This is a genomic window from Pedobacter sp. NJ-S-72, assembly GCF_053890575.1.
Window position 1 is genome coordinate 161,489 of the sequence record NZ_CM132681.1, and the last position, 21,003, is coordinate 182,491.

General features: G+C 38.8%; 30 protein-coding genes, 1 other RNA gene and 3 pseudogenes. 23 read left to right on the forward strand and 11 right to left on the reverse strand.

Annotated elements, in window-relative coordinates; genetic code table 11:
- Positions 1-10: 10 nt before the first annotated feature.
- Positions 11-562: a hypothetical protein gene (locus ACWYN3_RS01180; protein WP_456219501.1), complete on the reverse strand. Its 552-nt coding sequence runs from the start codon at positions 560-562 to the stop codon at positions 11-13.
- A gap of 520 nt (positions 563-1,082) precedes the next feature.
- Here ACWYN3_RS01180 and ACWYN3_RS01185 point away from each other — a divergent pair.
- A complete protein-coding gene (locus ACWYN3_RS01185) occupies positions 1,083-1,520 on the forward strand; it encodes a hypothetical protein (protein ID WP_456219502.1) in 438 nt (145 codons plus the stop codon).
- A gap of 296 nt (positions 1,521-1,816) precedes the next feature.
- Positions 1,817-2,068 carry a hypothetical protein gene (locus tag ACWYN3_RS01190; protein ID WP_456219503.1) on the forward strand — a complete coding sequence of 84 codons (252 nt, stop codon included), beginning with the start codon at positions 1,817-1,819 and terminating at the stop codon, positions 2,066-2,068.
- Between the two features lie 101 nt (positions 2,069-2,169).
- Here ACWYN3_RS01190 and ACWYN3_RS01195 read toward each other — a convergent pair whose 3' ends face one another.
- Both ACWYN3_RS01195 and ACWYN3_RS01200 read right to left on the reverse strand, forming a co-directional pair.
- Positions 2,170-2,760, reverse strand: a complete 591-nt coding sequence (locus ACWYN3_RS01195; RefSeq protein ID WP_456219504.1) for a diadenylate cyclase — start codon at positions 2,758-2,760, stop codon at positions 2,170-2,172.
- Positions 2,744-3,918: pseudogene (locus ACWYN3_RS01200) on the reverse strand (hypothetical protein). The gene ACWYN3_RS01195 and the pseudogene ACWYN3_RS01200 overlap by 17 nt, the downstream one beginning before the upstream one ends.
- A 197-nt stretch (positions 3,919-4,115) precedes the next feature.
- On the opposite strand from ACWYN3_RS01200, the gene ACWYN3_RS01205 reads away from it, so the two are divergent.
- From ACWYN3_RS01205 to ACWYN3_RS01235, 7 genes are all read left to right on the forward strand, one after another.
- Positions 4,116-4,709, forward strand: a complete 594-nt coding sequence (locus ACWYN3_RS01205) for an MFS transporter (protein ID WP_456219505.1) — start codon at positions 4,116-4,118, stop codon at positions 4,707-4,709.
- Positions 4,693-5,325, forward strand: coding sequence for a hypothetical protein (locus tag ACWYN3_RS01210; RefSeq protein WP_456219506.1), 633 nt, complete (start codon positions 4,693-4,695; stop codon positions 5,323-5,325). Before ACWYN3_RS01205 ends, ACWYN3_RS01210 begins: the two co-directional genes overlap by 17 nt.
- 143 nt (positions 5,326-5,468) lie before the next feature.
- Positions 5,469-6,167, forward strand: a complete 699-nt coding sequence (locus tag ACWYN3_RS01215) for an EndoS/ChiA family endoglycosidase (protein ID WP_456219507.1) — start codon at positions 5,469-5,471, stop codon at positions 6,165-6,167.
- Complete coding sequence (locus ACWYN3_RS01220; RefSeq protein WP_456219508.1) at positions 6,167-6,379, forward strand: hypothetical protein; 213 nt, start codon at positions 6,167-6,169, stop codon at positions 6,377-6,379. Before ACWYN3_RS01215 ends, ACWYN3_RS01220 begins: the two co-directional genes overlap by 1 nt.
- 164 nt (positions 6,380-6,543) lie before the next feature.
- The gene (locus tag ACWYN3_RS01225) at positions 6,544-6,696 is read left to right on the forward strand and encodes a hypothetical protein (RefSeq protein ID WP_456219509.1); all 153 of its coding nucleotides are present in this window, start codon (positions 6,544-6,546) and stop codon (positions 6,694-6,696) included.
- A complete protein-coding gene (locus ACWYN3_RS01230) occupies positions 6,693-7,163 on the forward strand; it encodes an FGGY family carbohydrate kinase (protein ID WP_456219510.1) in 471 nt (156 codons plus the stop codon). The genes ACWYN3_RS01225 and ACWYN3_RS01230 overlap by 4 nt, the downstream gene beginning before the upstream one ends.
- Before the next feature lie 44 nt (positions 7,164-7,207).
- Positions 7,208-8,044, forward strand: coding sequence for an FGGY-family carbohydrate kinase (locus tag ACWYN3_RS01235; RefSeq protein ID WP_456219511.1), 837 nt, complete (start codon positions 7,208-7,210; stop codon positions 8,042-8,044).
- A gap of 102 nt (positions 8,045-8,146) precedes the next feature.
- Here ACWYN3_RS01235 and ACWYN3_RS01240 read toward each other — a convergent pair whose 3' ends face one another.
- The 3 genes from ACWYN3_RS01240 to ACWYN3_RS01250 all read right to left on the reverse strand — a co-directional run bounded on the left by ACWYN3_RS01240 (position 8,147) and on the right by ACWYN3_RS01250 (position 9,217).
- The gene (locus ACWYN3_RS01240; protein ID WP_456219512.1) at positions 8,147-8,443 is read right to left on the reverse strand and encodes a hypothetical protein; all 297 of its coding nucleotides are present in this window, start codon (positions 8,441-8,443) and stop codon (positions 8,147-8,149) included.
- A gap of 170 nt (positions 8,444-8,613) precedes the next feature.
- Positions 8,614-8,745 carry a hypothetical protein gene (locus ACWYN3_RS01245; protein ID WP_456219513.1) on the reverse strand — a complete coding sequence of 44 codons (132 nt, stop codon included), beginning with the start codon at positions 8,743-8,745 and terminating at the stop codon, positions 8,614-8,616.
- A 247-nt stretch (positions 8,746-8,992) separates the two neighbouring features.
- On the reverse strand, positions 8,993-9,217 hold the full coding sequence (locus ACWYN3_RS01250) for a hypothetical protein (RefSeq protein WP_456219514.1): 225 nt from the start codon (positions 9,215-9,217) through the stop codon (positions 8,993-8,995).
- Between the two features lie 113 nt (positions 9,218-9,330).
- On the opposite strand from ACWYN3_RS01250, the gene ACWYN3_RS01255 reads away from it, so the two are divergent.
- Positions 9,331-9,978 (forward strand): copper resistance protein NlpE, encoded by a 648-nt coding sequence (locus ACWYN3_RS01255; RefSeq protein ID WP_456219515.1) that lies wholly within the window; start codon positions 9,331-9,333, stop codon positions 9,976-9,978.
- On the opposite strand, the pseudogene ACWYN3_RS01260 reads toward ACWYN3_RS01255, so the two are convergent.
- The 4 genes and pseudogenes from ACWYN3_RS01260 to ACWYN3_RS01275 form a co-directional block, all read right to left on the reverse strand.
- A pseudogene (locus ACWYN3_RS01260) lies at positions 9,927-11,338 on the reverse strand (sigma-54-dependent transcriptional regulator). The gene ACWYN3_RS01255 and the pseudogene ACWYN3_RS01260 sit on opposite strands and share 52 nt — an antisense overlap.
- A 65-nt stretch (positions 11,339-11,403) precedes the next feature.
- An RNA gene (gene rnpB / locus ACWYN3_RS01265) (RNase P RNA component class A) lies at positions 11,404-11,796 on the reverse strand.
- Positions 11,797-11,819: 23 nt separating this feature from the next.
- Positions 11,820-12,239 (reverse strand): c-type cytochrome, encoded by a 420-nt coding sequence (locus tag ACWYN3_RS01270; RefSeq protein ID WP_456219516.1) that lies wholly within the window; start codon positions 12,237-12,239, stop codon positions 11,820-11,822.
- 2 nt (positions 12,240-12,241) lie between these two features.
- On the reverse strand, positions 12,242-12,616 hold the full coding sequence (locus ACWYN3_RS01275; protein ID WP_456219517.1) for an SCO family protein: 375 nt from the start codon (positions 12,614-12,616) through the stop codon (positions 12,242-12,244).
- Positions 12,617-12,997: 381 nt separating this feature from the next.
- Here ACWYN3_RS01275 and ACWYN3_RS01280 point away from each other — a divergent pair, with 381 nt between their 5' ends.
- The 13 genes and pseudogenes from ACWYN3_RS01280 to ACWYN3_RS01340 all read left to right on the forward strand — a co-directional run bounded on the left by ACWYN3_RS01280 (position 12,998) and on the right by ACWYN3_RS01340 (position 20,684).
- Entirely contained in the window at positions 12,998-13,999 is a 1,002-nt protein-coding gene (locus ACWYN3_RS01280; protein WP_456219518.1) for a beta-ketoacyl-ACP synthase III, read from the forward strand.
- A 7-nt stretch (positions 14,000-14,006) separates the two neighbouring features.
- Positions 14,007-14,384, forward strand: a complete 378-nt coding sequence (locus ACWYN3_RS01285; RefSeq protein ID WP_456219519.1) for a hypothetical protein — start codon at positions 14,007-14,009, stop codon at positions 14,382-14,384.
- A 153-nt stretch (positions 14,385-14,537) separates the two neighbouring features.
- On the forward strand, positions 14,538-14,972 hold the full coding sequence (locus ACWYN3_RS01290) for a hypothetical protein (protein ID WP_456219520.1): 435 nt from the start codon (positions 14,538-14,540) through the stop codon (positions 14,970-14,972).
- Positions 14,972-15,586 carry an SCO family protein gene (locus ACWYN3_RS01295; protein WP_456219521.1) on the forward strand — a complete coding sequence of 205 codons (615 nt, stop codon included), beginning with the start codon at positions 14,972-14,974 and terminating at the stop codon, positions 15,584-15,586. Before ACWYN3_RS01290 ends, ACWYN3_RS01295 begins: the two co-directional genes overlap by 1 nt.
- 1 nt (position 15,587) lies before the next feature.
- On the forward strand, positions 15,588-16,250 hold the full coding sequence (locus ACWYN3_RS01300; RefSeq protein ID WP_456219522.1) for a hypothetical protein: 663 nt from the start codon (positions 15,588-15,590) through the stop codon (positions 16,248-16,250).
- Positions 16,214-16,696: a PepSY-associated TM helix domain-containing protein gene (locus ACWYN3_RS01305; protein WP_456222829.1), complete on the forward strand. Its 483-nt coding sequence runs from the start codon at positions 16,214-16,216 to the stop codon at positions 16,694-16,696. Before ACWYN3_RS01300 ends, ACWYN3_RS01305 begins: the two co-directional genes overlap by 37 nt.
- A 44-nt stretch (positions 16,697-16,740) precedes the next feature.
- Positions 16,741-17,169 carry a hypothetical protein gene (locus ACWYN3_RS01310; protein ID WP_456219523.1) on the forward strand — a complete coding sequence of 143 codons (429 nt, stop codon included), beginning with the start codon at positions 16,741-16,743 and terminating at the stop codon, positions 17,167-17,169.
- 92 nt (positions 17,170-17,261) lie between these two features.
- Complete coding sequence (locus ACWYN3_RS01315) at positions 17,262-17,933, forward strand: superoxide dismutase (protein WP_456219524.1); 672 nt, start codon at positions 17,262-17,264, stop codon at positions 17,931-17,933.
- 54 nt (positions 17,934-17,987) lie between these two features.
- Complete coding sequence (locus ACWYN3_RS01320; RefSeq protein ID WP_456219525.1) at positions 17,988-18,650, forward strand: thiamine pyrophosphate-binding protein; 663 nt, start codon at positions 17,988-17,990, stop codon at positions 18,648-18,650.
- Between the two features lie 11 nt (positions 18,651-18,661).
- Positions 18,662-18,889, forward strand: a pseudogene (locus ACWYN3_RS01325) (ubiquinone-dependent pyruvate dehydrogenase); the annotation flags it as partial.
- 36 nt (positions 18,890-18,925) lie between these two features.
- Positions 18,926-19,720 (forward strand): thiamine pyrophosphate-dependent enzyme, encoded by a 795-nt coding sequence (locus ACWYN3_RS01330; protein WP_456222830.1) that lies wholly within the window; start codon positions 18,926-18,928, stop codon positions 19,718-19,720.
- Between the two features lie 5 nt (positions 19,721-19,725).
- Entirely contained in the window at positions 19,726-20,187 is a 462-nt protein-coding gene (locus ACWYN3_RS01335; protein WP_456219526.1) for a hypothetical protein, read from the forward strand.
- Between the two features lie 17 nt (positions 20,188-20,204).
- Positions 20,205-20,684 carry an NAD(P)-dependent oxidoreductase gene (locus ACWYN3_RS01340; protein ID WP_456219527.1) on the forward strand — a complete coding sequence of 160 codons (480 nt, stop codon included), beginning with the start codon at positions 20,205-20,207 and terminating at the stop codon, positions 20,682-20,684.
- A 21-nt stretch (positions 20,685-20,705) separates the two neighbouring features.
- Here ACWYN3_RS01340 and ACWYN3_RS01345 read toward each other — a convergent pair whose 3' ends face one another.
- Positions 20,706-20,999, reverse strand: a complete 294-nt coding sequence (locus ACWYN3_RS01345; protein WP_456219528.1) for a chaperone modulator CbpM — start codon at positions 20,997-20,999, stop codon at positions 20,706-20,708.
- Positions 21,000-21,003: the final 4 nt, after the last annotated feature.

A 21,003-nucleotide genomic window follows, 5' to 3' on the forward strand; every position in this document is an offset into this window, starting at 1 on the left:
GTTTGGAAGGCTATGTATGCATGGCTTGCCAGTGGCAAGAGCCCCCATTTGAGTCTGTTGTTTGAAAATAAACGTGCACTTGGGTGTTAGATGCGTAGATACCAACGTCTACTGTTCTCGTGGTGGCCGTAAATGGAATAGTAGTGGTCTTCGACATGAAATTTCCAAGTGACTTCGTCATCACGATAACATTTGGACTTGCTGCACCACTCGGATAAACAGTAAATCTCACAAAACTAACGATTGGGAGTGCCCAAAAAGCACCGCTTACTTGCTCCTGACCATCTGAAGATAAATTTCCACTTGGTAAGGTGCCGCCCGCCCCGTCACTTGTACTTTCACTACCACCTCCCCCGGTACCAGGATAAGTAGGATAATCTGGATTCCACCCACCCGTTGGTGGCGTAGGCCCACCTCCACCACCTCCTCCCGGAGGGTCAGTTATGTAGCCAAACAATATGATACATCCATGGGGTGTATCAATTACCTTTTTAGTAGGTGTTAAGATCTTTTTAGTAGAGGTTAGAAACTTGTCCGTTTTTTTTAGAAGGTTCTTTTTCATTTTTCTAAAGATTTAGTTATTGCATCTTTTTTCGGGTTTTGCATATCCTTATCCTAATTTTTGAAGTACGGAATCTCTGAAAACTACAGCCATTATTGACAGTTCTCAGGATAAAGGTAGATAGGTAATAACCCGGATAAAAGTGTCATTTGTCACATAACCAAATCCTTTTGACACAAAATAGTATTTTAAAATCTTTGTGTCTCACAAGAGTATATAAACCCTAGTATAACTCTGAATTTATATCGCTTTATATGGTTTATTGGAATAAAATAATAGTAAAGGTCAAATGTCCCAAAATTCTAAATCGAAGAGTCAACAAGGAGTATGAAAACTTGATGTTTTTTATTGAAATATCTGATTATTTTTAACAATTGAATTTTAATTGTTTTTTATGTAACTAAACCTATTTAGTTGTGTGTCAAAGTTTTAAATAGTATTTTTAACTTGTTGAAATTAATTATATGCCTTAATTTGGTACATAATTAATAAAATATTCTAACCAGATAAAAGTCTAATTATGAAAATTCTCTTATTAATGGTCTTTTGTATATTAACTGTGACCAGTTGCAAAGAAAAGACTACAAATAGTGCTCAGGTCGTGAACAGCAAAAAATCTAAGCAGGTTTATGTTGACACAAATGGCAAAAGCTATCATTCTCTTGCTCTAATTCCAGAACGACTTCGAACTCCTGAACAAAAGCTTATGATTAGATCTACGAATGATGTATTGCTTCATGGAGTGGTCGCAGAAAACAATCATATGGTTTTGAAGATGAGTAAAGAGGAGTGCGTGGCAAAAGGTATGACTGAAAAAGATTACAATAACCTTCAAACCAGTATTAGAGACAATAATCATTTTTATGACTCAACTGGAAATAAAAAAGTTGCTGAAATTGTGGACGATCTGCACCGGGCTTTGAGGGGAGAAAAAACCAACGGAGTATCACTCCCGTAAATAGCATATTCATATAACATATGCCTGCATAGCTAATCTAATATGCTATGCAGGTTTTTTTTGCCCGATGTTAGCCGATTTTGAAGTCAACTATAGCAAACCTAAAGGATACGTCACTTCATATTTATTGTCAGTTCCGTTAAAAGGTTCATTGTCTAAAATTAAAAATGAGATCCTAAGGGAAAATTAGTGCTAACTCTACCGGAAGTAAACTGAGAAAAGGCTATTCGTAGGTTTATTGCACATTTCAAACCCTATGGATTATTTGTTTCACAAAAATATTTAAAATAACGGGTATGGGAACTCTTACAGTCAAATTAACAGATAATGATGAAGGTGTAGTTGACCTTGTGAAATTAAAACATCACATTAGCACGAAGACAAAAGCATTACTGTTTTGTTTGCACAATCAGGCTAAGCTTGAAAACGAAATAGAGCAATTGCAGCAAGAGCTTGATGAGCTTTTAACCAAATTGGCTCATTATCGGGGACATTCTTTAGAGTTATTATCAGGTATTTCAGGTTTACAGAGATTAACCAATCTTTAAGATTGTTTTTAAAACTTCCATACTGATCATATCAGTATGGTTATTGTTTTAATTTTGTTCTACTAAATTTATGATTTGCTTGTCAACCCCGAATGGTTTAATTATTCTTTCACATAGTACCCGATATTCATGGCGCTATTTGGTGCCAGGTTATTCCAGATCATCCTTACCCCTTCGTTACTGTCTTTATACTTAAATTCAATTGTTCGGCGTAATTTGTTTACCGTTCCGCATTCTTTTGGAGACAGATAAAAATCATGGTCCTGAAAGAACTCCATCAGGTTGTTGAAACTCTTTCTTAAGTACTTATCCGACTGGCTTATTTTTGTCAATTCCCTGATATGGGCAACAATAACTGAATGTTTGACCTGAGCTTTAAGGTCAGGAATCAAATCAATTAAGCCATCTTCTGAAATCACTACTAAAACAGTTTGTGCCTTATTGATCATATGTTCATAATATCTGATCGCTGAATTATAGCGTGCACCTCTTGATGAATCACCATTAGCTGAAGCAATACCATCCAGGATAACACCTATCGCATGACAGGTGCAATCAATATCAATTAATACCGCGCCATCGATAGAAGTAATCTGATGGATAATATCTTTATTGATCCGCATGGGTTTAATCTTAAAACACTGGCTGCTTAACCTGATTGCTTCCCGGCTGGCCTCAGAAGATATTGCCAATATGGTTCCGTGTTTTTGTTTTTTTTGTTGCTTCCATGGTCACTTCCCAAAGTGCATTCAGTTTTGATTTTTCAATCCCCTGGAATAGTCTTTTCAGGCTGGAATAAAACTTTTCTCTATTAATTTTTTCGTTATGCAGTGCTGGCATCCTAAAAGAAACCGACATCATGATGTGATCATTATGTAATACTTCCCAGTGAAAATGTTTGGTGAAATGGATGATAAATAAAGACTCATCATGGAAATTATATTTTCCCGTTAATTGCCCTAAACCATAAATCCAGACTGAATCAGAAAGCATCATCTGTTTATTGTCAGCGAGTTCCAGAAACTTTCTCATCTTCCTGAAATCTTTGATATGAATAGGGTTTTCCAGTACATGGTCACTTTGACATTGGGATGCTGCTGGTGCGCAATAACCATCTTTCCGAAACCTTCTTCTCCTTCATATTTTAGAGAAGATATGGTGTTGCAGGCATCAAACAAGACATGCAGACCGCTTGAGTTTTGTCCGGCAAGAGAAATCGTAGTCAGAAAATCATGTCCGGCTTTACTGACCAGTTCGTCGCGGCTTTTGGCCAGCACATTAAAATCTGACTGGGGTTTATTTTTTAATGCGTTTGCACCTGCATCAAGATATACTTTGATAATACTCTCTAAAAAAGAACGGCTGATACACTGACCGCCGGGAAGCGTATTCTTAGTCATGTAGTAAAATGTACTCAATATTTTTCTGCTTAGTTCTAAGACTACATAAACAAGATAACCATTTACATAAACCGGTTCAGAAATGAAATTTACATTGTTTTTTCCATTGACATGTGACCTTAAAATATGCTGTATCTCGGTTGTATAGGCAGTATTCAGTAGTCCAGTATGGTTCTCTCTTTTTTCTTCGTCGTTTTCCTGTTTGACTAATAGGCTATGTTGTATGCTCAATGCCTTAAGAGAGATGAAATCTTTCATATAATATTCGCAATCAGGACATTCCAGGCTTACAAAAGGTAAGTGCATATCAGGTTTAAGCAATACCCCAATCAGGAAAACTTTAGGCGAAAGCCTGTCATCTAAAGAATTGAAAAGTTCTTCTGCAGCTAGTTGTAACGAAATCTGGCAATGCTGCTGATGTTCCCAAATAATATTATTAGCACCTGTCATACTCAGTATCGGATTTTTAAAGTAGAGTTTGGGCTATAATCTGCTGGGGTTTAAAATGATTAATAAGGTCCTGTTTAAACAGGACTAAATGTTTACCCGCAAATATATTTGAATTTTCCCTACCCAATTGTTAAAGAAAGTTAATTAGGTGAAGCATAAATTACTACATTAGTTATACAAAAACCTCAATCAACCCAATGCAACCAAATAAAGCTTCAAACACAGCCCTAAGCGCAGCTATTCTTGTAGCATCCTTAGGCTATTTCGTAGACATTTACGACCTTTTATTATTCAGTATCGTTCGTATCCCCAGTTTAAAATCATTAGGGCTTAGTGGTACTCAATTAACTGATACCGGGATTATGTTATTAAATATCCAGATGATCGGAATGCTGATCGGTGGTATCTTATGGGGGATGCTTGGAGATAAAAAAGGCCGTTTATCTGTGTTGTTTGGATCTATCTTTCTTTATTCTCTGGCTAATATCGCCAATGGGCTGGTACATTCTGTAAATGCTTATGCATTCTGGCGTTTTATTGCCGGACTGGGGCTGGCAGGAGAGTTAGGTGCAGGGATTACGCTTGTCGCAGAACTGATGCCTAAAGAAAAAAGAGGCTATGCCACGACAATTGTCGCCTCAGTAGGAGTGAGTGGTGCGGTAGTTGCCTATTTTATTGCCCAGCTTTTTGACTGGCGTACTTCCTTTTTTATATCGGAGGAGGTTTTTAGGCTTGTTATTGCTTTTACTGCGAATTGGCGTTGCAGAATCAGGAATGTTCAGTCAAACTAAAGAAGCAAGTAACAGAGGGGATTTTTTCGCACTGTTCCGAAATAAAATACAGTTTGTTAAATATGTCCGGTGTATCATGATCGGTATACCTTTATGGTTCGTTGTAGGTGTGCTCATCACCTTATCTCCCGAATTTGGTAAGGTATTGCGCGTGCAGGGCGAAGTGAGTGCAGGGGCAGCCGTAGCGTGGTGTTACGGAGGAATTGTGATCGGGGATATCGCTGGCGGATTAATCAGTCAATGGCTAAAAAGCAGGATCAAAGTTGTTTATATCTTTCTGGGAATGGCTACGCTCGGAATTACTGCTTATTTCACCCTTTATGACCTTACTTTACAGCATTTCTACTGGTTATGTGGCGGGATCGGCTTAACTGTAGGCTACTGGGTAATCTTTATGACGATTGCTACAGAACAGTTTGGTACAAAATATCAGAGCGACAGTAACGACAACTGTTCCGAATTTTGTACGTGGTGCTGTTGTACCACTGACTCTTCTTTTCCAATTGCTAAAAGGTGTTTATGGCGGAAATATTATTCATTCGGGGATTACCGTAGCAATTATCAGCCTTGCAATTGCATTTTATGCACTAAGCAGGATGAAAGAGACCTTTTCTAAAGATCTGGATTACGTGGAAGAATTTTAAAATCTGCTACTTATTAATTTAACCAAATATATCTTGTATGAAAAACAGTAAAAAAAATCTGCTTGTATTGATGTGCCTACTTTTTCCTGCGTTGATTTATTCAAGTTGTCAGAAAATGGAATCAGGAGCTGGTGGCGGTTCGGGAACAAAACCTAATGCAGCTGCAAAACAAAAATTTATTGCCTATTACATTACTGACGGGCGTAATCCTGCTTTTAAACTTCGTGATATGCCTGATGGCGTAGACATGGTTGTTTTGTTTGGCGTTAAATACTGGCAATATCTGGACACTCTGAAATATCCTGCTGGTACAGGTATGATGGCCAGTTACAAATCTTATGGTGAGTATTTTAGTGATGTTAAAGCTTTACAGCAAAGAGGGATTAAAGTTTTACAGAATGTAGACGATGCGGCCAGCTGGCAGGATGCTAAACCAGACGGGTATGCTACTCCCGAAACCTGGGCCACTGCTTTGAAACAAACATTAATTGATAAATATCATTTAGACGGGATTAGCCTGGATATTGAACATTCGGGTAAAAGACCTAATCCAATCCCTCCGTTTCCAAAATTCCCGGAGATAGGATATAATGGATGGTATAGCGGATCTATGGATGCTAACCCTAATTTCCTTTCTTGTATTGGTGCGCTGACAAAATATTTCGGGCCAAAAGCGAACAACAATACACAGTTACATACGGCAACCGGACTGGATGTTTATTCCTGGAATAAGATTGCAGAGAAATACGGAGATGCTATTGATTATTTCCAGGTACAGTCTTATGATAGAAAGGTTACTGATTGTGTCAGCTGATGATGAATTATGCTGTCGGTACGAACAAAATACCAGCTTCTAAAATGGTTTTCGGATCTTATGCAGAAGGAGGGAAGTCTCAGAATGAGGATGTTAAGTTAGCGAAGTGGACACCTACTCAGGGTAAGAAAGGTGGGATTATGGTTTATACTTTCAATGCAAACGTTACTTATGCAAATGCAGTTTTAGCTGGTCTCAGATCTACTGACTAAATCATTGTATCTATATGCAGAGATATCTCTATGTCTTTAAAAAGGCCTGCTGTGATCAATATTCATAGCAGGCCTTTTTTGATTATGACATATCAAATCCATCTTTTGGAATAAAATTTTGCATCAGAAAGGTTAAAGTCTAAATTGCAGCTTAATCAATAATCATGCAATATATACTTGGAATAGACATTGGAACCGGAAGTACAAAAGCTGTTGCTGTAGGGACAGACCACAAAGCTTTCGATAGCAGTCAATATTTTTATCCAAAAAATGCAATGCAGATCAGCCTGGTTATAGCGAACAAGATCCTGAATTGATCTGGCTGGCTTTTCAGCAAAGTATTGAAGCAGTAGTTTCAAAACTAAAATCCAGCCCGGCAGCTATCAGTTTAAGCTGTGCGATGCATAGTTTGATTGCTGTTGATGAAAACTGTAAGGCATTAGCACCGATGATGACCTGGGCAGATAGCAGAAGTACAGGAATTGCAGACGCTTTATTAGCTTCTTCGCTGGGAGCCGAATTATACAAAGCAACCGGAACACCTGTTCACTCCATGTCTCCATTATGCAAAATCATTTGGATCAAAGAGAATCAATCTCAGTTTTTTAGGACTGTTCATAAATTTATCTCTGTTAAAGAATACATCTGGTATCGCCTTTTTGGTACTTTTGAAGTGGATCATGCTGTGGCTTCCTGTACTGGATTAATGGATGTGAAAAAGCTGGTTTGGTATCCGGAGGCTTTAGCTGCCGCTGGAATTAAGGCAGAACAGCTTCTGCATTAGTCAGTACATCTTATTTAAGAAGTGATTTTGATCCTGCTAAGACATTGCCTTTTTTAGCAAAAGAAACACCGTTTGTAATTGGAGCAACAGACGGCTGTCTGGCGAATTTAGGAACGGGAGCTATTCTTCCTGGAATAGCGGCTTTAACTATTGGTACAAGTGGTGCGTTAAGGGTAGCGGGCAATACGAGTGTGGTGAATGAAAAAGCGATGAACTTCAGTTACCGTCTGGATGAAGATACTTTCATTAATGGAGGGCCTATAAATAACGGAGGGATAGCTGTAAAATGGCATTTGAAGAATATCCTTCAAAAAGCAGAACTTAAAGAAAGCGATTATAATGATAATCTTGGTCAAATAGAAGCTGTTAAACCCGGGGCTGAGGGGCTTATTTTTCTGCCTTATTTGCAAGGTGAGCGCGCACCCATATGGGACTCTAAAAGCTGCGGTACATTTTTCGGAATGCGTTTAAATCATCAGACCCCTCATTTTACCCGTGCGGTGATTGAAGGAATTTGTTTTGCGTTAAATGACGTTTTGTTATCATTAACTGCCTCAGGACAAGAAATTAAACAATTAAATGTAAGCGGAGGTTTTGTTACTTCAGCTATCTGGTTACAGATTATGGCCGATATTACAGGCAAAAGACTTTTGTTGTATAGCGTGGAAGACGCTTCGGCAGTAGGAGCTGCTTATCTGGCTTTTAAAGCAATCGGTCTTTCAACTGATTATCCACTTCCCGATCAGCAGAACATCACTTGTATTGAACCTGATGAGAACAATCATGCTGTTTATAAGACCTATTTTGGTTTTTATCAGAAGCTATATCAGCAGTTAAAAGGGGTGATGCATGAAATGGATGATTTTCAAAAGAAGGCGTAACCTTCTTTTGAAAATCATCATGTCTATTGGTGAACTGAATTGTAATTCTTTACCAATGAAACTATAGATTTTACATCAAAATATTCTATTCCTTTAATGCGTTCAGTCAGATTTATCGTCAGACATTTTCTCCATTAAGGTGTTTTTAATATATTGGGTATTGGTATCTGAGTTATCCGGAGTGATCTCCAGCATTTCACCTGACCCTGGTTTTTCTATATAATATAATGCGCGGCGTTCTCTTCTTGGTCTGTCATCGTCATCACCTCTGCCGCCAAAACTTACCCCACCACCAATTCCAACACCACTATAGCCTCCGGTTCCAATACCAAGGCCTATAGAAGGAGAGAAACGGACACGTCGTCTTGGCTTTTCAGCAGGGCCAGTATTTCCGCCCATAGAATATAAGTTCAGTTTACCAGTTTCTACTAATTTAAAGAAGCGGTAATCAGTCTTTTTGTTAGTTACAAAAGGTTTGCTGACGAAGGTTTCCCCATTCCATAGAAATTCTTTAATATCCTTTGCGTTATACTTCTCGACTGTTCCATCGTCCTTTTTAAGACCGACAGTTAAGAAATCAGTTCCCTGTATCGTTCCTCTGACGAATTGCCAGTATCGATCACGACAGCATCCTGGGCTGAGGCGGCAAGCGCAAGTAGAGAAAAGAGTACCAGGGTACTCACATATTTTATCATTTTCATCTGTTTCTATTTATTGTCTTTTTTGTCAGATGGAGCCTTTGATGATTAAAATAATTATTGCTCTGAGAGCTTAATAATTATTTTAATCATGTCGGGTTCATATCAATCCAAATAACGTGAATTATTTACTAATTGTTGTCATAGGTAGTTCAGATATGTAAAATGCCCTGAACAATCAGGGCATTTTACTCGTTTTATGCAGTTTAGAAGCTACAAAAAACTGATCATTTAAATAAATCAAAAAGACTTAAGCTGCTTTTTTTGCAGGTGCAGCCATTTTAACTGTTTTAGTTGCTGGTTTTGCTTCTTTGTTTGTTTTAAAACGTTTATCAGGTGTTCCGTCTTTTTTCAATGGCTGCTTATTCTTTTTATAGCGCATATCTTTTGACCCATCCTTTTTTGTCTGAGCGAACGTTTGCGTGGTTGTAAAAGCCATTACAGCCAACAGCATCATAACAATTAACTTTTTCATATTGTGGTTTTTTTAAATTTACATGAAGCTATAAAACATTTTCGAGATTTCATATTGAATTATTCTTTGGCGTGTTTCTTGCTTCTTGTGAATTTATATACAAATAACGTACCATGACAAAACAAATTCTTGCAATTGCTATTACAGCCTGCACCTTATGGGGATGCGGCAATTCGAAAACTTCTGAAAAATTAAACGCAGACAGTCTGAGTAAAGACAGTTTAACTATGGGAGCTGTTAAAACCGATAGCTTAAAAATGGATGTAGACCATAGCTCTATGAACGCTGTAGACTGGGATGGTACATATAAAGGAGTTGTTCCCTGTGCGGATTGCGAAGGTATTGAAACGACAATAGTTTTAGGTAAAGAGCTTACTTATAATCTTAAAACCAAGTATCTGGGTAAAAGTGATGCTAAAGTCTTCGAAAAAGGAAAGTTTAGCTGGGATAAAACAGGTCAGATTATTACACTTGATGGTATAAAAGATGCACCAAATAAATATTTTGTGGGTGAAAACAAGATCATCCAACGTGATATGGAAGGTAAAGAGATTACCGGAAAACTTGCAGATCATTATGTGCTGAAAAAAAATAAGCACAAATTTTTATGCTCTGATCAGCTAAAATCTGGTCGCAACAAAAAAGGGATTAGCATTGTAATGCTAATCCCTTTTTGCTATTATAAAATTAAAAAATCTAACAGATTATATTATTCTGTAACTCTTTTTAAGCCGAATTTCTCAATTTTACTGTACAGGTGACTACGTTGAATATCAATGTCATCTGCCGTTTTAGATACATTCCAGTTGTTTTTCTCCAGTTTAAACTTGATAAACTCTCTTTCAGCATGATCTTTATAATCCTGGAAATTAGTGAATTTATCAAAGTTGTTTGTACCAGCAGAAGAACCATTGCTACTACCATTATGACTGTGATTAGCAGCACCAATGTTTGTGCCTCCACCAGGATTAGCAAATGCTGTAACTTCATGTTCAGAGATTATTTTATCACTTAAAATGATCAGGCGTTCGATCATATTATGTAATTCACGTACATTTCCTGTCCATGGTAAATTTTGTAATGCAATCATTCCAGCCTCACTGATTTTTTTAACGGGCATGCCGTAATCTTTACAGATGTCTTCCAAAAAGCTCATCGCGATTTCAGGAATATCTTCCCTGCGCTCAGTTAAATGAGGTACATGGATATTGATTACATTTAAACGGTGGTATAAGTCCATTCTAAAATTACCATCTTCTATCTCTTTCATCAGGTCTTTGTTCGTTGCAGCAAGCACACGTACATTAACTTCTAATTCCTTTTCACCACCAACACGGGTAATTTTATGTTCCTGCAAAGCACGAAGTACTTTTGCCTGGGCAGAAAGGCTCATGTCACCAATTTCATCCAGGAATAATGTTCCGCCATTGCCAGCTCAAACTTACCGATACGTTGTTTGACAGCTGAGGTGAATGATCCTTTTTCGTGACCGAAAAGCTCACTTTCTATCAATTCAGATGGAATTGCAGCACAGTTAACTTCAATTAAAGGACTTTCAGAACGGTTTGATTTCTCGTGTAACCAACGGGCTACTAATTCTTTACCACTACCATTTGCACCTGTAATCAATACACGAGCTTCAGTAGGGGCAACACGTTCTATAGTCTCTTTAATTTTATTGATATTCTCTGAACTACCAAGGATATCTCTTGTTTTACTAACCCTGCGTTTTAATACTTTAGTTTCAGTAACCAGGTTGCCTCTGTCCAGTGCATTTCTGACAGTGATCAGTAAACGGTTTAAATCAGGTGGTTTAGAGATAAAATCAAAAGCTCCTTTTTTACTCGCTTCGATTGCAGTCTCTACTGTACCATGGCCAGAGATCATAATAAATGGTAAATCAGGACTGTAGGCCAATGCTTGTTCAACACTTCCATACCATCCATCTTATTCATTTTTATATCGCATAATACCAGGTCGTATTTTTCTTTTTCTTTTGATCAGATCTAATCCGTCAACTCCATTATCAATATCCTCTACCTCGTAATTTTCGTACTCTAAGATCTCACGTAGTGTGCTTCTTATAGCACGTTCATCATCAATTATTAATAATTTAGCCATAGGGTATGTTAATCTTTATCGGATACGAATATATTTACTAATTATCTAATAATGCAGATAAAATGAAAAAATGCAAGCCTGTAAGCCGGGTTCTGTACCTTGATAAATCAAAGCTTCTACCATTAATCTACTATAAACGTTGCCATTTATCTCTAACGACCTACCCACTGACATCGGACGAGCAGCCCTACATGCGTCAGCCTATTTGGTCTTTCAACTCCCGGGGTTTACCAGCCCTTCCAGTCACCTGGAAAATTCGTGAGCTCTTACCTCACGATTTCAACCTTACCTGTGCCTTGCGGCGGCATCGGCGGCGTATATTTTCTGCGGCACTTTCCATAATTCAGGTCTTCAATCCCAAACCTCTTCCCGTTAGGAAGCGAGATGCTCTGTGTTGCCCGGACTTTCCTCTTTAAGATGCTAAAAGCATTACTTACAGCGATAGAACAGCTTGCATTTTGCGCAAAGATACAAAAAAATGTTACTTGCAGTTCTTGAGATCGTTTTCTACCTGTTGATTCGTGTACATTCCTTGTTTATGTCCAAAACCATTGGTAATATAAACTATCAACTGGGCGATATCTATATTAGCCAGGTTAAATTCAGGCATTTTGCCCTCATAAACCTGCCCATGTACCGTAACAGGGGTCGAAATCCCGTTTTTAATAATACAAGCAAGTTTTTCTTTGTTTGCTTTCATAAAAATACTGTCAGTAAGGGGAGGGGTTAAAGCCCCCAGTCCTTCTCCTTTCGCACCATGGCAATTCTGGCAGTGTTTGATATAGAGATCTCTTCCGTTTACATAATAAGCATCCTGCTGTACTGTTTCGGCAGTCTGGCAGGAATAAAACATGCTGATCAGCGTTAGCGAAACCAGACTGATTAATATAAATTTCCTCATCTCTATTTTTTATCCTCCGCTAATAAAACCGGAATATCTTTTTCCAATTGTGCTACCTGCTCAGGGCTTGTTCCGTCATAAGCACCACGGATTCTTCTGTCTTTATCAATTAATACCAGGTATCCCTGGTGTACATAGCCATCTCTGTTTGTACTGTCTACATTGACAGCAACCAGGTAGCTTTTCTCAGCAAGGGTATATACGCTGTCTTTCGGGCCATATACAAATTGCCATTTTGGGCCATCTACACCTAATTTCTGAGCGTACTTTTTAAGTACTGAAGGTGTGTCATATTTAAAATCTATAGTATGCGATAAAAACATGACATCAGGATTATCTTTGAACTTTTCAGACACCATTTTCAGGTTTCTGTGCATAATAGGACAGATACTTGTACAAGAAGTGAAAAAGAAATCAGCAATATATAAACTTTACCCTTAAAATTGTCGTTTGTAATATATACACTATCCTGATTCAGGAATTTAAATGTGGGTATAGTTTGATATACCGTATCAATACCTTGGGTGCCATCACCGTTTTTAACGGTTTTAGTGTCTCTTAAGCCATAAATCGGAAGTTTTCTTTCTTGTTTGCAAGAAGAAGCAAACAGCGTGACAGCCAGTAAAATAGAGCAGATAAGGGTGGATTGATGTCTCATAATAAATTTCATTGTTCGGGCAAAGGTACACTACTGTAAAAATAAAGTGTAACGTAGCTGTAAATATTTATTAGTTTTGCGCCAAGAATTGTAATGCTTAATGAGAAAGAGATATAATGCTGCCATAACAGCTTTGGGAGGATATGTACCGGAAACCATCTTAACCAATCATGATCTGGAGAAAATGGTGGATACGAATAGTGACTGGATTATTTCCAGAACTGGTATCCATGAGAGAAGAATCCTGAATGATGATTCACTTGCAACCTCCGATTTAGCTACCATGGCAGTTAAAAGGCTGTTGGAAGATAGTCACATCGACCCTGATGAAATCGAATGCGTAATTGTAGCTACAGCTACACCTGATTATATTATGGTTTCGACCGCAAGTATAGTCTGTGAAAAAGCGGGATTAAGAAATGCATGGGGTGTAGATTCCAATGCAGCTTGTAGCGGATTTCTCTACGCGCTGACTCTTGGTGCAAGTTTAATTGAAAGCAATCGCTACAAAAATGTGATTGTGATCGGTGCGGATGCAAACAGTTCTATAATAAATTACGAAGACAGAAATACCTGTATCCTTTTTGGTGATGGTGCCGGAGCAGTTTTGCTGGAGCAGACAGAAGCAGAAACAGGTTTAGTAGATAATGTATTCAGAACCGACGGTATTGGTAAAGAACACCTTATTGTTACTGCAGGGGGGTCATTAAATCCATCTTCATCTGATACGCTTGACAAGAAACTGAATTACATTTCTCAAAATGGAAGGATTGTTTTTAAAGCTGCAATTGAAGGCATGACACAGACTTGTACTGAAATCATGGAAAGAAACCACCTGGAGCCTAAAGATATCAACTGGCTGATTCCACATCAGGCTAACCTGAGAATTATTCAGGCAGTAGGAGACAAATTAGGTTTAACACAAGACCAGGTCAAAGTAAATATCCAGCTTTACGGTAATACAACTGCTGCAACAATCCCATTATGTATGTGGGAATTTAAAGAAGACTTCAAAGAAAATGATAACCTGTTGCTCACCGCTTTTGGTGCAGGATTCTCCTGGGGTGCAACTTATTTAAAATGGGGTAAGTTAAGGGGGTAACAAATCAATGCTGACACGCTTTATAGCTATATTACTTTTAATGTGTTCGGTTTCAGTAAACCTGTCAGGGCTATTTGTCTTTGCAGGTTTTGAAATGAACCAGGGGTATATTGCGAAAGAGCTTTGTGTAAACAAAGATAAGCCACAATTGCATAATGGTAATGGTAAGTGTTACCTGATGAAAAAACTAAAACAGGCAGAGGAAAAGGAACAGAAACAAGATCGTCAGTTCCAGAAAATCCAATTGCAGGAAGCTATCGTTTCCACCCCTTTTGTATTCACTCAATATTCTTATACTGCTATCAACCTTTGTGTGCCAGTTACAACCGGTAAACCAGTAACACAGCTGAATTCTATTTTCCACCCTCCGCAGATCAGCTGCTAATCCAATAACTTTTTTTAATTCAATTTTCTGATGAGCCTGTAGATAAGCAGGCTCCTAATGATGTATATACGCTTTTGTGAAAGCGTATGAACTTCGTTATTAAAACAATAATCATGTCGGGTTCATCTGACAAAAACATAAATATATAAATTGATGAAATTATTTTTAGCCGCAATTGTATTAGTTGCAGGAGCAGTTGCCTGTACGCAAACTCAAAATTATAAGACCGAAAGAGATGAAGTCATGAAATTCCACGATACCGTAATGGAAGATCATGGTGTTTTAGTGAATAACCAGATGAGGTTAGATTCAATGCTAAAAGGTATGCCCGCGTTGAAAACCAGGTTTCCATCTACGGATACATTAAAAGAGAAAGTAGTGATGAAAGCAACATTAGACAGGTTAAATAGTGCTGAAGAACTAATGAATGACTGGATGCACAAGTTTGAGCCTGATGTAACAGGTAAATCTAACGAAGACGCGATCAAATATTTTAAAGCTGAAAGAATTAAAATAGGAAAGATCGACAGTTTGTATAAAGCTGAAATTCAATCGTCCGATGCTTATCTGAAACAATTCAAGAAATAATGGGAAAAAGATTGATTTACCTGTTCCTGCTGCTGGCAGTAGTTACAGGATGTAAAGATAAAGCGAAAAGGCTTCCTTTTTTACAGCAGGATATAACCGGGACTGATACCACTTACCGGACTATCCCGGCTTTTAAATTTCTGAATCAGGATAGTGCAGTAGTGACCAATAAAGATTTTGACGGAGATTTTTATGTAGCTGACTTTTTTTTTACCTCTTGTCCGACGATTTGCCCGACTATGCACCGTAATTTATTAAAGGTGTACAATAAATATCTGAACAATCCAGAAGTGAAACTAGCTTCACATACTATTGATGTGAAATATGATACGCCTTCAAGAATGAAAGCTTATGCGACTAAACTTGGGATTAAAGGGGTACAATGGGAGTTTTTATGGGGTACCAAAGAACAGACCTATGCATTGGCAGAACGGAATTACCTGGTTTCTGTAGGACAGGATAAGGCAGCACCTGGAGGATTTATTCATCAGGGTTATCTTGTTTTGGTAGATAAAGAAAAGCGGATCAGAGGAGCTTATGATGGAACCGTAGATGCACAGGTGGCACAGCTGATGAAGGATATGGATATCTTACTGGCAGAATACAAGCATTAAGATGGACACTGCAAATCTAAGCCGCACGGTAAAAAGGAATATGTATTCCTGGCACCGTATTCTTGGGATTATGACGATCATTCCGGTGATCTTCTGGACCTGTTCAGGTTTGAGCCACCCAATTATCGCCCACTGGTTCAAATTGCAGATTGCACATGAATATATTAAGCCCGCAGCAATTGATAATGGACAGGTTAAATTGTCTGTAAACCAGGTGCTGAGTAAAAACGGGGTTAACTTATTCAGGAATTTCAGACTCATAGGTTTCCGGGGAAAGACCTTTTACCAGGTCAAAGACAGGAAAAATGAGATACAGTATTTTTCGGCTGAAGACGGGGTGAAATTACCTGACGGAGATCGTTTATATGCTGAATATTTAAGCCGGTATTTTTTGGGTGATAGTACTTCTAAAGTTGTTTCGATCACCCCGGTTACCACATTTACGGATGAGTATAAGTACATTAACCGCTTGCTTCCGGTATGGAAAGTTAGTTTTGATAGAAAAGATAAGATGGATGTTTATGTGGAAACTTCGCAAAGCAGGCTGGCTAATTACAATGATACCAACCGAAGGAGTTTTTTCTCTGGGTATTCAGTAATTTCCATAGTTATGAATTCATCGCAAAGATCACAAATAATACAGCGAGGTATACCCTGGTTCTGATACTGGCCTCTATTGTCATTTTCTCCACGTTAAGCGGAATATTGATCTATGGCTTTCTATGGAAGAAGTTTAAAAAGCCTGTTACCGGGCAAAAAGTGGTTTTCTTACGAAAGTACCACCGGAGTATCGGGATCTGGACTTCTATCGTTACCCTGACTTTTATGGGCTCTGGTGCTTATCATGCGACGCATAAATTTACACCAGATGACAGAATCAATTATGTATTTGAACCTGAAATCAAGGCGCGTGATCTGGCTGTTGCTTCTACAGCTCTACCAGTTCAATGGGAGCAGGTGAGCAATATTTCTCTGGCAAGATTTAATGATAAAACTTATTACCAGGTTTATTTGGTTAAACAGGAAAATGATAGCTGGAAAAAGCAACAGGTGGCAAAGGCAGAAACCATGTTTGGTGAAAAAAAGATAAAAAGGAGAAACCTAATGTAGTCTACTATGATGCCGCTAACGGGCAGCTTTTACCAGATGGGATTATGGAGCATAGCTATAGCCTTGTGAAACATTTTGTAGCCCAGGGAGCTGCTGATGGAGAAGCTGCTTGCTGTGAAATGATGGCAAATGCTGCAGCTGATGAATCTGCTCCATTAATTATTTCTTCATCGGCTTATGTAACTAAATTTGATAACGATTATGGCTTTGTTAATAAGCGTTTACCAGTCGTTAAAATAGCATTGAGTACACCAGGGCATCTTACTTATTATGTGGAAACGGCAACAGGGAGGCTAGCCGCAAAAGTTCAGGATTCTGACCGGCGTGAAGGGTTGAGCTTTGCTGTATTTCATAAGTTTTTACTGGTAGATTTTGCCGGAAAAAACTTTAGAGATTTTCTAACTGCTTTTTCTGCTTTTGGGGTCTTGGTAGTGAGTGTATTAGGATTAATCCTCTTCATTAAAACGAAATAGGGAAAACAAATTAATTTAATAATCGTTTTAAAAGGGTAGCCGTTTAAACTTCTAGAAGTTTAAACGGCTTTTCAAATAACCCTACAATTAAGATGAAATTATTCAAGAGCTTTTTCCCTATTGTTCTGCTATTGGCAGGAACACAGACACTGAGCGCACAATTCAAGCTTGCGCCTTTACCTTATGCCTATAATGCGCTTGAGCCTGCTATAGATAAGCAGACGATGGAAATTCATTATACTAAACATCATCAGGGTTATGTTACTAATTTAAATGCAGCAGTTAAAGGTACGGCAGCAGAGGGTAAAACTCTTGCGCAGATTCTTGCTGTAGCCTCAACTTATCCTGCCGCTATCCGTAACAATGCTGGCGGACATTATAATCACTCTTTGTTCTGGCAGATTATGGCTCCTAAACCAAAACCTGCATCACCTGCTTTTTTGAAGGAAATAGATGCGAATTTCGGAACAATGGACAAGTTTAAAGCTGCTTTTGCTGATAGTGCAGCTAAACGTTTCGGCTCTGGCTGGGCGTGGTTGATTGTACAGAATGGAAAACTGAAAATCACAACGACTGCAAATCAGGATAATCCCTTAATGGATGCTGTGGCAGAAAAAGGCCGTCCAATCTTAGCACTTGACGTTTGGGAGCATGCTTATTACCTGAACTATCAAAACAAACGTGCAGACTATATTACCGCATGGTGGACAGTGGTTAACTGGCCGGAAGTTGAACGCAGATATAACGAAGTTGTGAAAAAATAATTACCTGATCAAAGCTGTCCCGATGGGATGGCTTTTCTTTTATTCAAGAATATTATGGCAAAAACAGTAGCGGCGAAACTAGTAGAAATACTGATTCAGGCAGGAGTTAAGCATGTACATGGTTTAGTAGGCGATTCTCTGAACGGAATTGTAGATGAAATCCGCAATTCTAAAGAAATCAAATGGATTCATTACCGGCATGAAGAAGCAGCAGCATTTGCTGCAGGCGCTGAAGCTCAGTTAACAGGGCGTTTAGCGGTTTGTGCTGGAAGCTGTGGCCCCGGAAATATGCACCTGATTAACGGTTTATATGATGCACATAAAAGTAATGCACCCGTTTTGGCTATTGCGGCACATATTCCAAGTGAGCAGGTTGGCACATCTTATTTTCAGGAGACCCGTCCCGAATCTTTATTCCGTGAATGCAGTTATTATTGTGAGACTATTGCTTCGGCAAGACAGATGCCAAGAGTATTGCAGATTGCAATGCAGCATGCCATCGGGCAGAATGGGGTAGCAGTGATCAGTATATCCGGTGATGTGGCGATGGAGAAAATGGAGAATGAAGAATTAGATCATCCTTTGTTTATCAGCCGGCCTGCGATCCGTCCATCTGACGAAGAATTACAAAAGCTGGCGCAATTGATTAATGAAGCCAAAAAGGTTACTTTTTATTATGTGGTGCTGGTTGCAGAGATGCACATGACGAGTTATTAGCGCTTGCTGGTAAAATCAAATCATCACCAATCGTGCACGCACTGAGAGGTAAGGAACATGTACAGTATGATAATCCCTATGATGTAGGAATGACCGGGTTAATTGGTATTTCTTCGGGTTATCACGCAGTAGAAGAAAGTGATCTGCTGATTATGCTGGGAACTGACTTTCCTTACAAAGAATGGTATCCTTCGAAAGCTAAAATTGTACAGATAGATATCAGGCCAGAAAGATTAGGGCGCCGGTGTAAACTAAATCTGGGTTTAACCGGTGATGTGAAAGAAACAGTTAAATCACTGCTTCCTTTTCTGGAAGAAGTACAAGATACTTCGTTTTTAGAGAAATGTCAGGAGCGTTACCAGGATAACAGGAAGAACCTGTTTGGTCATGCACAGCCTGTTTCAGGCAGCCCTATTCATCCGGAATATCTGACCAGGATATTGAGTGAGCAGGCAGCTGATGATGCGATTTTCACAGCTGATGTCGGTACACCTACAGTGTGGGCAGCGCGCTATGTAGACATGAAAAAAGGTAGAAAATTAATCGGTTCTTTTAATCATGGATCTATGGCTAGTGCGATGCCACAGGCAATTGGTGCACAGGTTGCTTTCCCGCAGAGACAAGTCATCTCTTTGTCTGGTGATGGTGGTTTTGCCATGTTAATGGGTGATATATTAACCATTTATCAATATAATTTACCAGTAAAAATTATTGTCTATAATAACAGTTCGCTGGGTTTTGTGGCTATGGAAATGAAGGTGATCGGAATGCCTCCTTTCGGAACTGATCTTAAAAATCCTGATTTTGCAAAAATGGCGCAGGCAATAGGGATCAGGGGAATCAGAGTGGAAGAATCTGATGGGGTAGAAGGTGCTATTGCGGCTGCCTTAGCTCACCCGGGCCCGGTATTGGTAGATGTAGTTGTCAATCAGGCAGAGTTGTCTATGCCACCTAAAATAGACTTTGAACAGGCTAAGGGATTTGGTATTTATATGCTGAAACAAACCTTAAAAGGAGATGATGGAAAAGAGGTTTGGGATACGATCAGTTCGAATTTTTTAGGTAAATAGCGCCCATGAATGTATTTATAACCAGAATAATTCCCGAAGCAGGTCTTCGCTTGCTGGAAGAGGCGGGTTTGAAAATCAAACAATGGACACAGCAAAGGAATATGACAAGAGAAGAGTTAATTGCAGAATGTTCCTGGGCAGATGCATTGCTCAGTGCTGGGCAGCGGTTGGATCAGGAGTTTCTTGAAGCAAGTGCGCATTTGAAAATAATCGCGTTGCATTCTGTAGGATATGATAATGTAGACATTGAAACGGCAACACGACTTAAAATACCCGTAGGTAATACTCCGGGTGTGTTAAGCGGGGCAACGGCTGATACTGCTTTTCTACTCATGATGGCAGCGGCAAGGAATGCTTTTTATATGAACCGTAAAATCAGCAATGGTGAATGGGGATTTTTTGAACCGACTGCTAATTTAGGGAAAGAGCTGAATGGCTGTACCCTGGGTGTTTTTGGCTTGGCTTAGGTAAAATAGGGATAGAAATGGCTAAGCGCTGTGCAGGTGCATTTGGTATGAAAATCATTTACCATAACCGGAACAGAAATGAAGAAGCTGAGAATGAACTGGACGCATCCTACGTTTCTTTTGAAGAGTTGTTAAAACAGAGCGATGTGCTTACAGTACATACTGCTTTAACTCCTGAAACCGAAGGTAAGTTTAATCTTGAAGCATTTAAACAGATGAAACCGGGTTCGATTTTCGTCAATACAGCCAGGGGATCAATACATAATGAGACAGATCTGATAGCGGCATTGGAAAATAAAATCATTTGGGGAGCTGGTTTGGATGTTACAAACCCTGAACCCATGCATCCTGATAATAAATTATTATTACTGCCTAACGTTGCGGTTTTACCTCATATTGGCTCTGCTACCGAAGGGACAAGAAATGCAATGGCAAGGCTTGCAGCTGAGAATATTATAGCAGTATCAAAAGGAGAGAGACCTCCGTTTCTGGTTTAATCCTGAAGTTTATGACAGCCTTTAATGGCTTTCATGAGCATGAATATGAGTTTTTAAAATATCGATCTCATGTTGCATGTGTCTGACTTTTTGTAACAGGTTAACAATCGCTTCGATCCCTGCGATATTGATCTCCAGATCATAATGGAAATGGATATAACGATCCATTTCCACTAATTGTTCAAAATGTATGAATTTGTCTCCGTCAATTATGGTGAGCTGGATTAACCCGGACTCTTCAAGTGAATGAATAAAAGAAGGGTCTATGGCATAATTAACGCAGTAATCTCTTATAGTTATTAATTCGGTTTCCATAGGA

Coding starts and splice junctions, on each gene's coding strand:
- ACWYN3_RS01180 (WP_456219501.1), bottom strand. CDS start 562: ATGAAAAAGAACCTTCTAAAAAAAACGGACAAGTTTCTAACCTCTACT.
- ACWYN3_RS01185 (WP_456219502.1), top strand. CDS start 1,083: ATGAAAATTCTCTTATTAATGGTCTTTTGTATATTAACTGTGACCAGT.
- ACWYN3_RS01190 (WP_456219503.1), top strand. CDS start 1,817: ATGGGAACTCTTACAGTCAAATTAACAGATAATGATGAAGGTGTAGTT.
- ACWYN3_RS01205 (WP_456219505.1), top strand. CDS start 4,116: ATGCAACCAAATAAAGCTTCAAACACAGCCCTAAGCGCAGCTATTCTT.
- ACWYN3_RS01210 (WP_456219506.1), top strand. CDS start 4,693: ATGTTCAGTCAAACTAAAGAAGCAAGTAACAGAGGGGATTTTTTCGCA.
- ACWYN3_RS01215 (WP_456219507.1), top strand. CDS start 5,469: ATGGAATCAGGAGCTGGTGGCGGTTCGGGAACAAAACCTAATGCAGCT.
- ACWYN3_RS01220 (WP_456219508.1), top strand. CDS start 6,167: ATGATGAATTATGCTGTCGGTACGAACAAAATACCAGCTTCTAAAATG.
- ACWYN3_RS01225 (WP_456219509.1), top strand. CDS start 6,544: ATGCAATATATACTTGGAATAGACATTGGAACCGGAAGTACAAAAGCT.
- ACWYN3_RS01240 (WP_456219512.1), bottom strand. CDS start 8,443: ATGGGCGGAAATACTGGCCCTGCTGAAAAGCCAAGACGACGTGTCCGT.
- ACWYN3_RS01245 (WP_456219513.1), bottom strand. CDS start 8,745: ATGAAAATGATAAAATATGTGAGTACCCTGGTACTCTTTTCTCTACTT.
- ACWYN3_RS01250 (WP_456219514.1), bottom strand. CDS start 9,217: ATGAAAAAGTTAATTGTTATGATGCTGTTGGCTGTAATGGCTTTTACA.
- ACWYN3_RS01255 (WP_456219515.1), top strand. CDS start 9,331: ATGACAAAACAAATTCTTGCAATTGCTATTACAGCCTGCACCTTATGG.
- ACWYN3_RS01270 (WP_456219516.1), bottom strand. CDS start 12,239: ATGAGGAAATTTATATTAATCAGTCTGGTTTCGCTAACGCTGATCAGC.
- ACWYN3_RS01275 (WP_456219517.1), bottom strand. CDS start 12,616: ATGCACAGAAACCTGAAAATGGTGTCTGAAAAGTTCAAAGATAATCCT.
- ACWYN3_RS01280 (WP_456219518.1), top strand. CDS start 12,998: ATGAGAAAGAGATATAATGCTGCCATAACAGCTTTGGGAGGATATGTA.
- ACWYN3_RS01285 (WP_456219519.1), top strand. CDS start 14,007: ATGCTGACACGCTTTATAGCTATATTACTTTTAATGTGTTCGGTTTCA.
- ACWYN3_RS01290 (WP_456219520.1), top strand. CDS start 14,538: ATGAAATTATTTTTAGCCGCAATTGTATTAGTTGCAGGAGCAGTTGCC.
- ACWYN3_RS01295 (WP_456219521.1), top strand. CDS start 14,972: ATGGGAAAAAGATTGATTTACCTGTTCCTGCTGCTGGCAGTAGTTACA.
- ACWYN3_RS01300 (WP_456219522.1), top strand. CDS start 15,588: ATGGACACTGCAAATCTAAGCCGCACGGTAAAAAGGAATATGTATTCC.
- ACWYN3_RS01310 (WP_456219523.1), top strand. CDS start 16,741: ATGGAGCATAGCTATAGCCTTGTGAAACATTTTGTAGCCCAGGGAGCT.
- ACWYN3_RS01315 (WP_456219524.1), top strand. CDS start 17,262: ATGAAATTATTCAAGAGCTTTTTCCCTATTGTTCTGCTATTGGCAGGA.
- ACWYN3_RS01320 (WP_456219525.1), top strand. CDS start 17,988: ATGGCAAAAACAGTAGCGGCGAAACTAGTAGAAATACTGATTCAGGCA.
- ACWYN3_RS01335 (WP_456219526.1), top strand. CDS start 19,726: ATGAATGTATTTATAACCAGAATAATTCCCGAAGCAGGTCTTCGCTTG.
- ACWYN3_RS01340 (WP_456219527.1), top strand. CDS start 20,205: ATGGCTAAGCGCTGTGCAGGTGCATTTGGTATGAAAATCATTTACCAT.
- ACWYN3_RS01345 (WP_456219528.1), bottom strand. CDS start 20,999: ATGGAAACCGAATTAATAACTATAAGAGATTACTGCGTTAATTATGCC.